General features: G+C 74.4%; 17 protein-coding genes and 1 pseudogene. 11 read left to right on the plus strand and 7 right to left on the minus strand.

What is annotated here, in order from left to right:
- Nucleotides 1–160: 160 nt before the first annotated feature.
- Entirely contained in the window at nt 161–625 is a 465-nt protein-coding gene (locus tag ATL31_RS11970; protein ID WP_101395968.1) for a hypothetical protein, read from the minus strand.
- Between the two features lie 133 nt (nt 626–758).
- Here ATL31_RS11970 and ATL31_RS11975 point away from each other — a divergent pair, with 133 nt between their 5' ends.
- The 3 genes from ATL31_RS11975 to ATL31_RS11985 are packed head-to-tail and all read left to right on the plus strand — an operon-like array spanning nt 759 to nt 2927.
- A complete protein-coding gene (locus tag ATL31_RS11975) occupies nt 759–2006 on the plus strand; it encodes an inorganic phosphate transporter (RefSeq protein ID WP_101395969.1) in 1248 nt (415 codons plus the stop codon).
- Nucleotides 2007–2019: 13 nt separating this feature from the next.
- Nucleotides 2020–2328: a hypothetical protein gene (locus ATL31_RS16970; protein ID WP_101395970.1), complete on the plus strand. Its 309-nt coding sequence runs from the start codon at nt 2020–2022 to the stop codon at nt 2326–2328.
- An 8-nt stretch (nt 2329–2336) separates the two neighbouring features.
- Nucleotides 2337–2927, plus strand: coding sequence for a DUF3349 domain-containing protein (locus ATL31_RS11985; RefSeq protein WP_101395971.1), 591 nt, complete (start codon nt 2337–2339; stop codon nt 2925–2927).
- 93 nt (nt 2928–3020) lie between these two features.
- Here the strand turns inward: ATL31_RS11985 and napA are convergent.
- From napA to ATL31_RS12015, 6 genes and pseudogenes are all read right to left on the minus strand, one after another.
- Nucleotides 3021–3329, minus strand: a pseudogene (napA, locus tag ATL31_RS11990) (nucleoid-associated protein NapA); the annotation flags it as partial.
- Nucleotides 3330–3465: 136 nt separating this feature from the next.
- Nucleotides 3466–4860: a pyridoxal phosphate-dependent decarboxylase family protein gene (locus tag ATL31_RS11995; protein WP_245862370.1), complete on the minus strand. Its 1395-nt coding sequence runs from the start codon at nt 4858–4860 to the stop codon at nt 3466–3468.
- 9 nt (nt 4861–4869) lie between these two features.
- Nucleotides 4870–5532 (minus strand): HAD family hydrolase, encoded by a 663-nt coding sequence (locus ATL31_RS12000; protein ID WP_101395973.1) that lies wholly within the window; start codon nt 5530–5532, stop codon nt 4870–4872.
- Between the two features lie 27 nt (nt 5533–5559).
- A complete protein-coding gene (locus tag ATL31_RS12005) occupies nt 5560–5976 on the minus strand; it encodes an arsenate reductase ArsC (protein ID WP_101395974.1) in 417 nt (138 codons plus the stop codon).
- Nucleotides 5969–7072, minus strand: a complete 1104-nt coding sequence (arsB, locus tag ATL31_RS12010) for an ACR3 family arsenite efflux transporter (protein WP_211284024.1) — start codon at nt 7070–7072, stop codon at nt 5969–5971. Before arsB ends, ATL31_RS12005 begins: the two co-directional genes overlap by 8 nt.
- A complete protein-coding gene (locus tag ATL31_RS12015) occupies nt 7069–7602 on the minus strand; it encodes an ArsI/CadI family heavy metal resistance metalloenzyme (RefSeq protein WP_101395975.1) in 534 nt (177 codons plus the stop codon). Before ATL31_RS12015 ends, arsB begins: the two co-directional genes overlap by 4 nt.
- Before the next feature lie 96 nt (nt 7603–7698).
- On the opposite strand from ATL31_RS12015, the gene ATL31_RS12020 reads away from it, so the two are divergent.
- From ATL31_RS12020 to ATL31_RS12055, 8 genes are all read left to right on the plus strand, one after another.
- The gene (locus ATL31_RS12020; protein ID WP_101395976.1) at nt 7699–8064 is read left to right on the plus strand and encodes an ArsR/SmtB family transcription factor; all 366 of its coding nucleotides are present in this window, start codon (nt 7699–7701) and stop codon (nt 8062–8064) included.
- Between the two features lie 132 nt (nt 8065–8196).
- Nucleotides 8197–8886: a uracil-DNA glycosylase gene (locus ATL31_RS12025; RefSeq protein WP_101395977.1), complete on the plus strand. Its 690-nt coding sequence runs from the start codon at nt 8197–8199 to the stop codon at nt 8884–8886.
- Entirely contained in the window at nt 8883–9728 is an 846-nt protein-coding gene (locus tag ATL31_RS12030; RefSeq protein WP_281256267.1) for an SGNH/GDSL hydrolase family protein, read from the plus strand. The genes ATL31_RS12025 and ATL31_RS12030 overlap by 4 nt, the downstream gene beginning before the upstream one ends.
- A gap of 88 nt (nt 9729–9816) precedes the next feature.
- Nucleotides 9817–10212 (plus strand): TOBE domain-containing protein, encoded by a 396-nt coding sequence (locus tag ATL31_RS12035; RefSeq protein ID WP_101395978.1) that lies wholly within the window; start codon nt 9817–9819, stop codon nt 10210–10212.
- Entirely contained in the window at nt 10209–10997 is a 789-nt protein-coding gene (gene modA, locus ATL31_RS12040) for a molybdate ABC transporter substrate-binding protein (RefSeq protein ID WP_101395979.1), read from the plus strand. Before ATL31_RS12035 ends, modA begins: the two co-directional genes overlap by 4 nt.
- Nucleotides 10994–11848: an ABC transporter permease gene (locus ATL31_RS12045; protein ID WP_101395980.1), complete on the plus strand. Its 855-nt coding sequence runs from the start codon at nt 10994–10996 to the stop codon at nt 11846–11848. The genes modA and ATL31_RS12045 overlap by 4 nt, the downstream gene beginning before the upstream one ends.
- Nucleotides 11845–12903: an ABC transporter ATP-binding protein gene (locus ATL31_RS12050; protein WP_101395981.1), complete on the plus strand. Its 1059-nt coding sequence runs from the start codon at nt 11845–11847 to the stop codon at nt 12901–12903. Before ATL31_RS12045 ends, ATL31_RS12050 begins: the two co-directional genes overlap by 4 nt.
- Before the next feature lie 74 nt (nt 12904–12977).
- Nucleotides 12978–14132: an acyl-CoA dehydrogenase family protein gene (locus ATL31_RS12055; RefSeq protein ID WP_101395982.1), complete on the plus strand. Its 1155-nt coding sequence runs from the start codon at nt 12978–12980 to the stop codon at nt 14130–14132.
- The last annotated feature ends 53 nt before the right edge of the window (nt 14133–14185 follow it).

A 14185-nucleotide genomic window follows, 5' to 3' on the forward strand; every position in this document is an offset into this window, starting at 1 on the left:
GCCGCGGCTCACGTCGCCGGGGCGCCCCGACCCTCACCGGGCCGGTCGAAAACTGTCACTCTCACGGGGAGAGTGCTAACGCCATTATTGGCACTCTCGGGGTGAGAGTGCAAACGGTCGCCCCGCGCAGAGGGCGGCCCGGAGGCCGCCTCCCTGCGCCTCAGACCTCGGGGGTCACGCCCTGGACGGCCACCCGCAGGGACGCGTCGGCCTCCGAGGTGACCGGGTCGCCGAGGTCGGCGACGAACACCGCGACGGCCTCCCGGGCCGGGTTGCCGTCCAGCTCGTGCAGTACCGCCCGCCAGGCGGCGAGGTTGGGGTGGCCCATCGCGGTGCAGGCCTCGGCCGGTTCGAGGGAGGCGACGGCCGCCTCGAGGTCCGTGCGCGAGAGCGGCAGGCTCGCCGTCGACCCGTCATGGCCGAGGATGGTCGCGAGCACGACCGCCGGCAGCTGGTGCCGGCCGCCGGGCGCGTTCACGTGCGGGAGGACCCACTCGGGCGAGGACGACGCGGGCGACAGGGCCACCGCGTAGGCCTCCGGTGCCTGCCAGCCGTCGATCTGCGCGGCGAGGTGGGTGCGGATGGCCGCGAGGCCCTCCGGGGTGCTCCAGTCGAGATCGCTCATCCCGCCATCGTCGCAGCCCGCCCCATCCCACCGGCACCGTGAGCACCGGCCGCCCCGCCCCCAAGATGAACAGCGCGTGAACGGGACCTCTGACCTTGGTGAACCGGGCGTGACCACCCCACACTGTTCCCTCGTGGACGCACCTACCGTCATCCTCGCGCTGGTCATCGTGACCGCCCTCGCCTTCGACTTCACGAACGGCTTCCACGACACCGCCAACGCGATGGCCGCCTCGATCTCGACCGGGGCGCTCGCCCCCAAGGTCGCGGTCGGGCTCTCGGCCGTGCTCAACCTCGTCGGGGCCTTCCTCTCGGTCGAGGTGGCGCTCACGGTGTCGAACGCCGTCATCAAGCTCCAGGACAAGTCCGGAGCCCCGCGGCCCGAGCTGCTCAGCGACGGCGGGGAGGCGCTGCTCCTCATCGTGCTGGCCGGCCTCGTCGGCGGCATCGTCTGGAACCTCCTGACCTGGCTGCTCGGCCTGCCCTCGAGCTCGTCGCACGCGCTGCTCGGCGGCCTCACCGGCGCCGGCGCTGCCGGCCTCGGCCTGGCCGGCGTCAAGTGGACCGGCGACGGCACCAAGCTGGACGGCGTCGTGGGCAAGATCCTGCTGCCGTCGCTCCTGTCGCCCGTGGTGGCCATGGCGGTCGCCTTCGTCGGCTGCTGGCTGGTGCACCGCATCACGAACTCGGTGATGGACCGCCTCGAGGAGCGCTACTTCCGCTGGGGGCAGATCGGCAGCGCCTCGCTGGTCTCGATCGCCCACGGCACCAACGACGCCCAGAAGACGATGGGCGTGATGACCCTCGCCCTCATCGCGAGCGGCCACTGGGACCGCACCGACGCCGTCCCCGTCTGGGTCAAGATCAGCGCCGCGCTGGCCATCGCCGCCGGCACCTACATCGGCGGATGGCGCATCATCCGCACGCTCGGCAAGGGCCTGGTCGACATCACGCCGCGCCAGGGGCTCTCGAGCGACGGGGCGACCGCGGCCGTGCTGCTCGCCTCGAGCCATCTCGGCTTCGCGCTCTCGACGACCCACGTCGCCACCGGCTCGGTGCTGGGTGGCGGCCTCGGCCGCGGGACCCACGTGCGCTGGGGCACCGCCGGCCGCATGGTCGTGGCGTGGGCCATGACCTTCCCGATCGCCGCCGGCATGGGCGCGCTGATGTGGTGGATCGGCCACACCCTGGGCGGCGTCCCCGGCGCGCTCCTGGTGTTCGTCATCCTCTGCGCCGCCTCCTTCTGGATGTACCGCCGCTCGCGGGTCGGGCACGTCGGCGCCCACAACGTCACCGACGACTGGGACCGCTCCGACCGACCCGACCGGCCCAAGGACGGCACCCCGCCGACCGCCGCCCCCACCCGCACCCCCACCCACTGACCAGGAGAACCCCGTGCGCAGCCTCGAACTCGCCCTGCAGGGCGCCGGCAAGGTCCTCCTCGCCAGTCTCGTCTTCGGCGCCGGCCTCCCCGTCGTCTACGCGCTCGCCATGCGCGCCCTCACCCTGGGCTCGACGAGCACCATCGGGGCCGACGGGTCGGTGCGCCGGCACCAGAGCGCGCTGGGGCGGCTGGTGGCAGGGGTCCTGGTGCTGCTGGTGCTCGGCGCCATCGTGCTCGGCCTCATGCTGATCGTCGCCTCGGGGTTCGGCAAGGCCGTCAGCTTCGAGCACGTCATCCCGACCATCGTCGACAAGAAGTGAGGCCCCCGATGCCCCAGCTGTCCCACGAGGTGATCGCCTGGATCCGCACCGGCTTCCCCGGGGGGGTCGGCGACAAGGAGGCCGCCGCGCTCGGCGCCGTGCTGCAGGAGCGGCTCGGCACCGACGCCGCCCACGACGTCCTGCGCCGCCTCGCCGCCGAGGGCCTGCTGTCGCAGCGGGCGGTGCGAGCACTGGTCCCGGAGGAGGAGCAGATCCGCCAGGTGTCGGCCAAGCTCGTGCTCGGCGGCTGGCCGCTGGGCGGGATGGACGAGGGCGAGGACGAGGCACCGCCGCGCGAGGGCAGCCCGCTGGCCCGCATCGTCAACTGGCTGCGCGAGGGCTACCCCGGTGGCGTCCCCGAGCACGACTACGTGCCGTTGCTGGCGCTGCTCGAGCGGCGCCTGACCCGCTCCGAGGTCAAGAAGGTGGCCAAGGCCCTGCGCCGCGCCGACGTCAGCCCGGCGGGCCCGAGCGACATCGCGGCGGCCATCCAGTCGTACACCAACACGGCCCCGAGCGAGCAGGACCTGCGACGGGTGCGCGCCCAGCTCGCGAAGAAGGGCTGGCCGGTCGAGTTCCCCGACCCCGACCTGCCCTGACGCGCGCGGGGGCGCACGGAGTGGGCGGGCACAGGGACGCCCGTCCGGCTTCCCTCACGGACGGGCGTCGCTGGCTGGGGGGATGCGGCGCGCTCAGGGCTCCAGGCCGAGACGGCGGGCCGAGCGGGCGCGCTGGCGGCTGGCGCGCAGCCGGCGCAGCCGCTTGACCAGCATCGGGTCGTGGGCCAGCGCGACCGGGCTGTCGATGAGCGCGTTCAGCACCTGGTAGTACCGCGTGGAGCTCATGTCGAAGAGCTCCTTGATGGCGGTCTCCTTGGAGCCGGCGTACTTCCACCACTGGCGCTCGAAGGCCAGGACCTCGCGGTCGCGCTCGGAGAGCTCCGGGGCGCTGACGGCGGTGCTGGCGTGATCGACGACGCTCACGGTGTGTTCTCGACCCTTCGGTTCGCTGCGGCTGGCTCGCGCTCACCATACCCGGCGAATGACACGCCTGTCATTCCTCTCGGCGCGCCTGCCGCGTGTCGGCTGGACAGATCGCTCCGAAGCCGACTCACGAGTCACACCCGTCCCAACGGCCTCACCGAGCGATCAGCCCGGCCGGGTCCTCGTCCATGGTGTCGAGGATGGTGCGGATGTCGTCCTCGGTCGTGGCCGGGTTGACGATGGCGAACCGCGCGAGCGTCTCGCCCTGGTGGGTCGTCGGGACGACGAACGCGAGCTCGTCGGCCAGCATCGCGTCCGACCACGCCTGGTACTGCGCCGGGGTCCAGCCGAGCCGGCGGAAGACCACCACCGACAGGTCGCGCTCGCGCACCAGCTCCAGGTGGGGGCGCCGCCCGATCTCCTCCTCCGCGAACCGGGCCACCTCCAGGGTGCGCTCGACCGCCGCGGTGTAGGCGTCGGTGCCGTTGACCACCAGCGAGAACCAGAACGGCAAGCCGCGGGCCCGCCGGGTGAGCCCCACCGAGTAGTCGGTGGGGTTCCAGTCAGGCGCCTCGTTGAGGACGTCGAGGTACCCGGCGCGTTGGGTGTGCGCGGCGCGGGCCAGCCCCGGCTCGCGATAGAGCAGCGCGCAGCAGTCGAAGGGCGCGAAGAGCCACTTGTGGGGGTCGACGATGAAGGAGTCGCAGTGCTCGACCCCCGCGAACAGCTCGCGCACCGAGGGTGCGGCGAGGCCTGCCCCGCCGTACGCGCCGTCGACGTGGAACCAGACGCCGAGGTCGCGGCACACCTCGGCCACCGACGCCAGGTCGTCGACGATGCCGAAGTTCGTCGTGCCGGCGGTGGCCACGACCGCGAAGAACGTCTCGGGCCCCTGGGCCTCGAGCAGCGCGCGCAGGGCCGGCCCGGTGAGCCGCCCGAGGTCGTCGGCCGGCACCCCCACGAGCTCGGCGTCCATCACCTCGCAGGCCGACGCGATCGAGCTGTGGGCGCCCCCGGTGGCCGCCACCCGCCAGGGCCGCACGCCCTCGGGGGCGCGGTGACGGGCGGTGGCCCGGGCCGCGACCAGCGCCGAGAGGTTGCCGATGGTGCCGCCCGGCACGAACGCCCCGCCCGCCTGCTCGGGCATCCCGACCAGGTCGGCCACCCAGCGCAGGGCCTGGTTCTCGGCCCACACCGCGCCCGAGCCCTCGAGCCAGGACCCCGCGTAGATGGACGACGCACCGACCACGAGGTCGAACATCACGGCGGCGTCGGACGGCGCGCACGGGATGAAGGACAGGAAGCGCGGGTGGTCGGTGGAGAGGCACGCCGGGGCCAGCTCGTCGGCGAAGAGCCGCATCGCCTCGGCACCGCCCACCCCGGCGGCCGTGATGGTGCGGCCGAGGGTGGCGTCGAGGTCCTCCTGGGTGCGCGGCCGGTCGAGCGGTGGCTCCATCCGGATGCGTTCCTCGGCGTACTCGGTGACGGCGTCGAGCAGCGCCGTGAGCTCCTCGTGCGCGTTGCGCTGGTACGGGGTCGTGGGGTGCACGCCCGGAGTCTAGGAGCCCGCGCGCCCCAGCAGGAGTGCGCCCAGGGCGGTGACGTCGTCGACCAGCGCGTCGGGCTCCTCGGCCGCCAGCGCGTCCCGCTCCCCGGCGCCCCAGGTGACCGCCACGGCGGCCATCCCGGCGGCTCGGGCGGCCTGCAGGTCGACGGTCGCGTCGCCGACGTACGCGCAGGTGGCGGGGTCGACACCGAGGGCGGCGGCGCCGTGCAGGAGGGGGTCGGGCGCGGGCTTGTGGCGCTCGGTGTCCTCCAGCCCGGCGACCACCCGCACCAGGTGGTCGATGCCGACACCCTCGAGCGCCAGGCGCGCGGTCTGCTCCCGCTTCGAGGTCACCACGGCGACGCGCACGCCGGCGGCGGTGAGGGCCTCGAGCAGCTCTGGCACCCCGTCGTAGCGCCGGATGAGCGCAGCCGTGTTCGCCAGGTTCCACTCGCGGTAGGCGACGTCGAGGGCGTGACCGTGCTCGGGGCTCTCCTCGAGCAGGGCTTCGAGCAGCGGCCGGCCGATCCAGGCCCGGGCCCGCGCGTCGTCGACCTCCTCGCCGAGCACGGTGCGGAACGCGTGCTGGTAGGACGCGACGATGAGCGGGATGGTGTCGGCCAGGGTCCCGTCGAGGTCGAAGAACACGGTGGGCCAGCGGGGCGTCGAGGTCACGGGCCCCAGTCTGCCGACCGGCTCCGCTCAGGCGTCGACCGGCTCCACGCCGAGCTCGTCGAGCAGCCCGAGGACGCGCCGCCGGATCTCGTCGCGGATGGGACGCACGACCTCGATGCCCTGGCCGGCCGGGTCGTCGAGCACCCAGTCCTCGTAGCGCACGCCGGGGAAGAAGGGGCAGGCGTCGCCGCAGCCCATCGTCACGACGACGTCGGAGGTCTGCACGGCGTCGGGGGTGAGGAGCTTCGGGCGCTCGGCCGCGATGTCGACCCCTACTTCGCGCATCGCCTCGACGGCCACCGGGTTGACGGCCTCGCCGGGCGCGCTGCCGGCCGAGCGGACCTCGACGGCACCGCCGGAGAGGCGCGTGAGCCAAGCGGCGGCCATCTGCGAGCGGCCCGCGTTGTGCACACAGACGAACAGGACGGACGGGCGGTCAGCCATGGGGGAACCTCTTCCGGAGGGCCAGCGAGACGTAGACGAGGCCGACGAGCACCGGCACCTCGATGAGGGGGCCGACGACGCCCGCGAGCGCCTGGCCCGAGGTGACGCCGAAGGTGGCGATGGCGACCGCGATGGCGAGCTCGAAGTTGTTGCCGGCGGCGGTGAACGCGAGCGTGGTGGTGCGCTCGTACGTCAGGCCCAGCGCCCGGCCGAGCAGGTTGCCGCCACCCCACATCAGCGCGAAGTACCCGAGCAGCGGCAGCGCGATGCGGGCGACGTCGAACGGGTTGCCGGTGATCCGCTCGCCCTGGAGGGCGAAGAGCACGACGATGGTGAACAGCAGGCCGTACAGCGCCCAGGGCCCGATGCGCGGCAGGAACGACCGCTCGTAGGCCGCTCTCCCCCAACGCTTCTCGCCGATCCGACGGGACAGGTAGCCGGCCAGCAGGGGGACGCCCAGGAACACCAGGACCGACCCCGCGATGGCCCACGGCGAGACGTCGAGGTCCTGCTGCGGCAGGCCCAGCCAGCCCGGGAGCACCGACAGGTAGAACCACCCCAGCCCCGCGAACGCGACCACCTGGAACACCGAGTTGAGCGCCACCAGCACGGCCGCCGCCTCGCGGTCACCGCACGCCAGGTCGTTCCAGATGATGACCATGGCGATGCAGCGCGCGAGGCCGACGACGATCAGCCCGGTGCGGTACTCGGGCAGGTCGGGCAGCAGCAGCCAGGCCAGCGCGAACATCAGCGCCGGGCCGACCAGCCAGTTGAGCACCAGGCTGGCGCCGAGCAGGCGGCGGTCGCCGGTGACGGTGTCGAGCCGGTCGTAGCGGACCTTGGCCAGCACCGGGTACATCATCACGAGCAGGCCCAGGGCGATCGGCAGCGAGACGCCGTCGACCTCGACCGCCGACAGGGCACCGCCCAGCCCCGGCACCACGCGGCCGAGGGCGAGCCCGACGAGCATGGCGGCGCCGATCCACACCGGCAGGAAGCGGTCGAGGGTGGACAACCGGGACGTGACATGGGCGTCGGGCTGGGGGGAGGCCGGTGCCGCGCGGGGTGTGGGGGGCGAGGACGGGGTGGTGCTCACGGGCAGCAGGCCCCGGCCTTCGGGTCGGTGGCCAGCCCCGGGGTGGCGGCGTCCGCGGGCTCGGAGCCGCAGCAGGCGCCCTGCCCCAGGATCTCGAGACTCGCCGTGGCGGGGCGCGCGCCCTCCGGGTTCTCGTCCTTGACGGTGTAGACCTCCCAGGGGGCCCCGGCCGGGTCGTGCACCCACACCTTGTCCTGGAGGGCGTAGCAGCAGGTGGTGTCGTTCTCGTCGAAGGACGCCAGCCCCGCGGCGGTGAACCGCTCGCGGGCCTCTGCTACCTCGGCGGTGGACGCGACCTCGACGCCGAGGTGGTTCAGGGCCCCGGCGGTGCCGGCTCCCCGCACGGCCTCCGAGGTCTCGATGAGCACCAGCTTCAGCGGGGGATCGGCGACGGCGAAGTTGGCGTACCCGGGGCGGCGCTTGTGGGGCTCGACCCCGAACATCGCGGAGTAGAACGCGACGCTGGCCTCGAGGTCGGTCACGTTGAGCGCGAGCTGGACGCGGCTCGAGGACGGGACGGGAGCGGACACGGGGCACCTCCGGGGGACCTGGGCATCGACGGTCGTCGATGTCGTGCCACCAGCGTGGACCAACCCATCGACCTGTGTCAATATAGAACACCGTCGATGACCGAGGAGGTCGCCGTGCCCGTCCGTGAGCTCCCCCTGGCCGCCGCGACGACCGGAGCCTGCTGCGGGATCGGCGTCGAGGGTGGCCTGACCCGTGAGCAGGCCGAGGCCAGCGCGACGCTGCTCAAGGCCGTGGCCGACCCGGTGCGGCTGCGCCTGCTCAGCGCCATCCGCGCCACCGACGCCGGTGAGGCCTGCGTCTGCGACCTCACCCCCCTGGTCGGGCTGTCACAGCCCACCGTCTCGCACCACCTCAAGGTGCTGGTCGAGGCCGGGCTGCTCGAACGCGAGAAGCGGGGCGCCTGGGCCTGGTTCCGGCTGGTGCCCACGCGCCTCGACGACGTCGCCGCCATCTTCCGCTGACCCTCCCTCCCCCACCCCGACCTCGTGCGAGTTACACACGGTTCTCGCACGCCGTGGGCGGTGAGAACCGCGTGTAACTCGCACGGAGTCGGGGTGGGCGGCCGGTCGTGCATCGGGGATACGGTGGGGCGGATGAGCACGTCGACCCCCGCCCGGCCCCTCGCCGAGCTCGTGCACCCCTCGTGGGCGCAGGCCCTGGCCCCGGTCGAACCGGTCGTCGCGCGGATGGGCGAGTTCCTGCGCGCCGAGGTCGCCGCCGGCCGCGGCTACCTCCCCGAGGGGCCCCGGGTGCTGCGGGCCTTCGAACGGCCCCTCTACGACGTCCGCGTGCTCGTCGTGGGCCAGGACCCCTACCCCACGCCCGGGCACGCCGTGGGCCTGTCGTTCTCGGTCGCCCCGGACGTGCGCCCCGTCCCCCGCAGCCTCGTCAACATCTTCACCGAGCTCGAGTCCGACCTCGGTCTGCCCCGCCCCACGAGCGGCGACCTCACGCCCTGGGCCGACCAGGGGGTGCTGCTCCTCAACCGCGTCCTCACCGTCCGCCCCGGCACCCCGGCCAGCCACCGTGGCCAGGGCTGGGAGGAGGTCACGGCCCGCGCCATCACGGCTCTCGTCGAGCGCGGCGGCCCGCTGGTCGCGGTCCTCTGGGGCCGCGACGCCCGCTCGCTGGTGGCGCACCTGCCCGGCATCCCGTGCGTCGAGTCGCCTCACCCCAGCCCGCTGTCGGCCCACCACGGCTTCTTCGGCTCGCGCCCCTTCTCGCGCACCAACGAGCTGCTGGAGGCGGCCGGCGCCGCCCCGATCGACTGGAGGCTCCCGTGACCACCCAGCCCGCCGGGCGTCCCGTGTGGACCCGCTACGTGGCCATCGGCGACTCCTTCACCGAGGGGATGTCCGACCCCGACCCGACCCGCGAGGACGCCTACGTGGGATGGGCCGACCGGCTCGCGCACCACCTCGACGGCGTGGCCGAGGCCGAGCGGCTGCCGTTCGGCTACGCCAACCTGGCCGTCCGCGGGCGCACCCTCGACGACGTGGTGGGCCCGCAGCTCGACGCCGCGATGACGATGACGCCCGACCTGGTCTCGATGGTCGGCGGCGGCAACGACCTGCTGCGGCCCAGCGTCGACCTCGACGGCCTTGCGAGCCGGCTCGAGGAGGCGGTGGTGCGCCTCCGGGCCTCGGGCGCCGACGTGCTGCTGGCGACCCCCACCGACACCCGCGACGCCGGGCTGTTCCGGGCGCTGCGGGGGCGCCACGCGGTGCACTCGGCCAACATCTTCACCATCGCCCAGGACCACGGCTGCCACGTCCTGAACCTGTGGGGGATGCGGGCGCTGCGCGACTGGCGGATGTGGGCGCCCGACCGCATCCACCTGACCACCGAGGGCCACCGCCGTGTCGCCCTGGCGGCGCTCACCGCGCTGGGACACGACACCGACCGCGGTGACTGGACGGCGCCGCTGCCCCCGGCCGAGGCCGCCCGCCGGTCCGACGAGCTGCGCGGCCACGCGGAGTGGGTCCGCACCCACGCCGCGCCCTGGGTGGAGCGCCGTGTGCGGGGCACCTCCTCGGGCGACCGGGTCACGGCCAAGCGCCCGAGCCTGCAGCACTTCCGCGACCCGCAGCAGCCGCCCGAGCACCAGCCGAACACCGAGCACTGACCGGCGGGGCCCGACCGCACGCCCGGACCGCGGACGCGGGGCCACATCCTCTGGTGACAGACGCATCTGCGGGGCTATCGTTCCTCCCATGACGCACCTGCGGATCTCTGACGCCGCCTCCCTCCTCGGGGTCTCCGACGACACCGTGCGGCGGATGGTCGACGCCGGCCGCCTCCCCGCCCATCAGGACGCGTCGGGCCGACGGGTGGTCGAGGGGGCCGACCTCGCCGCGGTCGCCCAGGAGCTCGCCCGGCCAGCCCCCGTCGGTGTCGTCGCCGACGAGTCGGCGCGCAACCGGATGCGCGGCATCGTCACCCGGGTCGTCAAGGACACCGTGATGGCCCAGGTCGAGCTGCAGTGCGGCCCCTTCCGGGTCGTGTCCCTCATGTCCCGCGAGGCGGTCGACGAGCTCGGCCTCGCCGTCGGCACCGTGGCCGTCGCCACCATCAAGTCCACCAACGTCATCGTGGGCGTCCCCCGGTGACGCCTCGCCCCGCCGGCGCCGCGGTGGCCCTCGCCCTGCTCCTCACCGGGTGCGGCACCACCCCCGACGCCCCTCCCGCCGCCGGCCCGGGTGCCGCGTCCGGCCCGAGCACCGGGTCCGGCGTGAGCGGCCAGGTCACCGTGCTGGCCGCTGCCTCCCTGACCACGCCCTTCACCGCGCTGGCCGCCTCCTTCGAGAAGGCCAACCCCGGCACCACGGTGCGGCTCAGCTTCGGCTCGAGCACGACGCTGGCGCAGCAGATCGCCCAGGGGGCCGACGCCGACCTGTACGCGAGCGCCGGCACCACCGCGTTGCAGCAGCTCGGCGACGTCGAGCCCACGGCCACCGTCACGCTGGCCCGCAACACCCTCGAGATCGCCACCCCCGCCGGTGACCCCGCGCACGTCCGGTCCGTGGCCGACCTGGCCAGGAAGGACGTCGACGTCGTGCTGTGCGCGGCCTCGGTGCCGTGCGGCAGGGCGGCCGACGAGGTGCTGGCGAAGGCCGGGGTGGAGGCCCACGTCGTCAGCCGTGAGATCGACGTCTCGGCCGCGCTGTCCAAGGTGACCCTCGACGAGGCGGACGCCGCGGTGGTCTACCACTCCGACGTCGTCTCGGCGGGCAGCACGGTCGCCGGGGTCGCGATCCCCGCCGCCCAGAACGTCACGCTCACCTACCCGCTGCTGCGCTTCGGCGACGACCCGGCCACCGCCGCCTTCGCGGCCTACCTCGCCGGCCCCGAGGGCACCCGCGTCCTCGGGACCGCCGGCTTCCTCACCCCGTGACCCTCGGCGGCCACCCCCTCCCCGCCCGCCCGCCCGCCGTCCCGGCCGAGGGGTCGCGGCGGCGGGCCGCCTCACGGGTCCGGCTCTCGCGGGCCGTGCTCCTGGTCCCGGCCGCCGTGGCGGTCGCGCTCGTGGTCCTGCCCCTGCTCGGCCTCCTGGCGGGTACCGAGTGGCGGGGCCTCCCGGCGCGCCTGGCCGACCCGTCGGTGCGCCCGGCCCTGCGGCTCTCGGTCGTCACCACCCTCATCACGGTGGCCGTCTGCTGGCTGCTCGGCACCCCGCTGGCCTGGCTCCTCTCCCGGGCCGAGGGACGCACCGCCACCTGGCTGCGTGCGGTGTTGACGGTGCCCGTCGTGCTGCCGCCGGTCGTCGGCGGTGTGGCCCTGCTGCTGGCGTACGGGCGACGCGGCCTGGTCGGCCAACCGCTGGTCGAGGCCTTCGGGCTGCGCATCCCGTTCACGCCGTTCGCGGTCGTGCTGGCCCAGGTCTTCGTCTCGCTGCCGTTCTACGTCCTCGCGGTCGAGGGGGCCATGCGCGGGATCGACCGGCGGCTGCTCGACGTCTCGGCCACCCTCGGCGCGCGGCCGCTGCGGGTCCTGACCCGGGTGGCGCTGCCGCTGGCCGCCGCCGGCATCGCCTCGGGCACCGCGCTGGCCTGGGCCCGCGCCCTCGGGGAGTTCGGCGCCACCATCACCTTCGCCGGCAACTTCGCCGGCGAGACCCAGACCACGTCGCTGCTGGTCTACGTGGCCCTCCAGGACGACCCGCAGACCGCGGTGGCCCTCAGCCTCCTGATGCTCGTCGTGGCGCTCGCGGTGCTGGGCCTGCTGCGCGGGCGGTGGCTGCGATGACCCTCGACGCACAGGTCCGGCTCACCCGGGGGGCCCTCGACCTCGACCTGCCGTTGCGGGCCGACGACGGCGAGGTGCTGGCGGTGCTGGGTCCCAACGGCGCCGGCAAGACCACCGCCCTGCACGCCCTGGCCGGGCTCGTGCGGCTCGGGGCCGGGCACGTGCGGGTCGACGGCGAGACCTGGGCCGGCGACGGCGTGCACCTCGACCCCTCGCTGCGCCGCGTCGGGATGCTCTCGGCCGACCACCTGCTCTTCCCGCACCTGACGGCGCGCGCCAACGTGGCGTTCGGGCCGCGCAGCCGAGGCGCCTCCCGGGCCGACGCCGGCGCCCGGGCCGACGCCGAGCTCGACGCCCTCGGCGTCCTCGACCTTGCCCGGCGCCGCCCGGCCCAGCTCTCGCACGGGCAGGCCCAGCGGGTGGCGCTGGGTCGGGCCCTGGCCGCCGACCCCCGCCTCCTCCTGCTCGACGAGCCGCTGTCGGCCCTCGACCCGGCCCTGCGGCCGCAGGTGCGCGCCACCCTCGCGGCCCGGCTGCGCGAGTACCGGGGCAGCGCCGTGCTGGTCACCCACGACCCGCTCGACGCCCTCACCCTCGCCGACCACCTGGTGTTCGTCGAGGCCGGCCGCGTCGTGCAGGAGGGCACCCCGTCCGACGTCGTCGCGCGACCCCGCAACCCCTACGTGGCCCAGGTGGTCGGGCTCAACCTGTTCCCGGGCACGGCCGACGACGACACCGTCGTCAGCACCCCGCTCGGCCCCGTCGTCACCGGCGGCCACGACCACCGCGGGCCCACCTGGGTCGCCTTCGCCCCGTCCGCGGTCGCCCTCTACCCCGAACCCCCGCACGGGTCGACCCGCAACGCCTGGGCGGCGCGCGTCGCGTCGGTCGAGCTCGTCGGCCAGAGCGCCCGGGTCCGGCTCGACACGGACGGGACCGGGCCCAGCGTCCTCGCCGAGGTCACCGCCGGCTCGGTCGCCACCCTGCGCCTCCAGCCGGGCCAGCAGCTGTGGGCGGGAGTCAAGGCGACCGAGGTCAGCGCCTACCCCCGTTGAGCCGGGCCGGGACCGCGGCCCGGTCGAACGTCCCGGACTACTAGGACGTCCGACCATCTCGGTACGCTCGGCCCATGCCAGCGACCCGGCTCATGCCCACCGACGAGGGCCAGGACCTCATCGACCTGACCCGCGAGATCTGCGCCAAGGAGCTGCGGCCGAAGGTCGACGACGCCGAGCGGGCCGCGGCCACCGACGAGTCCTTCCCCACCGAGGTCTTCCGCACGCTCGGGGCGGCCGGGCTGCTCTCGCTCGCCCAGCCCGAGGAGCACGGCGGCTACGGCCAGCCCTACGAGGTGTACCTGCAGGTCGTCGAGGAGGTCGCGAGCGCCTGGATGAGCATCGCCGTGGGCGTCTCGGTGCACGCCCTGACCGCCTACCCGGTGGCCACCTTCGGCACGCCCGAGCAGCAGGCCGCGCTGCTGCCGGGGATGCTCTCGGGAGACCAGCTCGGGGCCTACTGCCTCTCCGAGCCCCTGGCCGGCTCCGACATCGCGTCGATGACCACGCGCGCCACCCGCGACGGCGACCAGTACGTCATCCGGGGCCGCAAGGCCTGGATCAGCCACGCGGGCCACGCCGACTACTACACGACCTTCGCCCGCACCTCCGACGACGGGGGCAAGGGCCTCTCCTGCCTCGTCGTGCCGGCCGAGGCCGACGGCCTGTCGTTCGGTGCCCCCGAGAAGAAGATGGGGCTGCACTGCGACACCGTGCGCGAGGTGATGTTCGACGACGTGCGCGTCGACGCCGACCGGCGCATCGGCGACGAGGGCCAGGGGATGGCCATCGCGCTGTCGGCGCTGGACGCCGGCCGGCTCGGCATCGCCGCCGCCGCGACCGGGCTGGCGCAGGCCGCGCTCGACCTCGCCGCCGGCTACGCCAAGGAGCGCCGCCAGTTCGGCCGCGCCATCGGCGAGTTCCAGGGCCTGCAGTTCCTGCTCGCCGACATGGAGGCCGCCGTCACCTCGGCCCGGGCCACCTACCTGCACGCGGCCCGGCTCAAGGACGCCGGCCGCCCCTTCAGCAAGGAGGCCGCGGTCGCCAAGCTCGTGGCCACCGACGCGGCCATGAAGGTCACCACCGACGCCGTGCAGGCTCTCGGCGGGGCCGGCTACACCCAGGACTTCCCCGCCGAGCGCTTCCTGCGCGAGGCCAAGATCACCCAGATCTTCGAGGGCACCAACCAGATCCAGCGGATGGTCATCGGGCGGCACGTCCTGCGCTGACGGAACCCCGGCCGTCCCGGGGGCGTCCCACCCCGACGACCCCGACCGAAGGA

Origin of the sequence: Phycicoccus duodecadis, from assembly GCF_002846495.1 — a bacterium.
Lineage (GTDB): Bacteria > Actinomycetota > Actinomycetes > Actinomycetales > Dermatophilaceae > Phycicoccus > Phycicoccus duodecadis.

Excerpts from the sequence above, each read along its gene's own strand:
- ATL31_RS11970 (WP_101395968.1), bottom strand. The coding sequence starts at position 625 with ATGAGCGATCTCGACTGGAGCACCCCGGAGGGCCTCGCGGCCATCCGC.
- ATL31_RS11985 (WP_101395971.1), top strand. The coding sequence starts at position 2,337 with ATGCCCCAGCTGTCCCACGAGGTGATCGCCTGGATCCGCACCGGCTTC.
- ATL31_RS12005 (WP_101395974.1), bottom strand. The coding sequence starts at position 5,976 with ATGGCTGACCGCCCGTCCGTCCTGTTCGTCTGTGTGCACAACGCGGGC.
- ATL31_RS12020 (WP_101395976.1), top strand. The coding sequence starts at position 7,699 with ATGACCGAGGAGGTCGCCGTGCCCGTCCGTGAGCTCCCCCTGGCCGCC.
- ATL31_RS12025 (WP_101395977.1), top strand. The coding sequence starts at position 8,197 with ATGAGCACGTCGACCCCCGCCCGGCCCCTCGCCGAGCTCGTGCACCCC.
- ATL31_RS12035 (WP_101395978.1), top strand. The coding sequence starts at position 9,817 with ATGACGCACCTGCGGATCTCTGACGCCGCCTCCCTCCTCGGGGTCTCC.
- ATL31_RS12050 (WP_101395981.1), top strand. The coding sequence starts at position 11,845 with ATGACCCTCGACGCACAGGTCCGGCTCACCCGGGGGGCCCTCGACCTC.
- ATL31_RS12055 (WP_101395982.1), top strand. The coding sequence starts at position 12,978 with ATGCCAGCGACCCGGCTCATGCCCACCGACGAGGGCCAGGACCTCATC.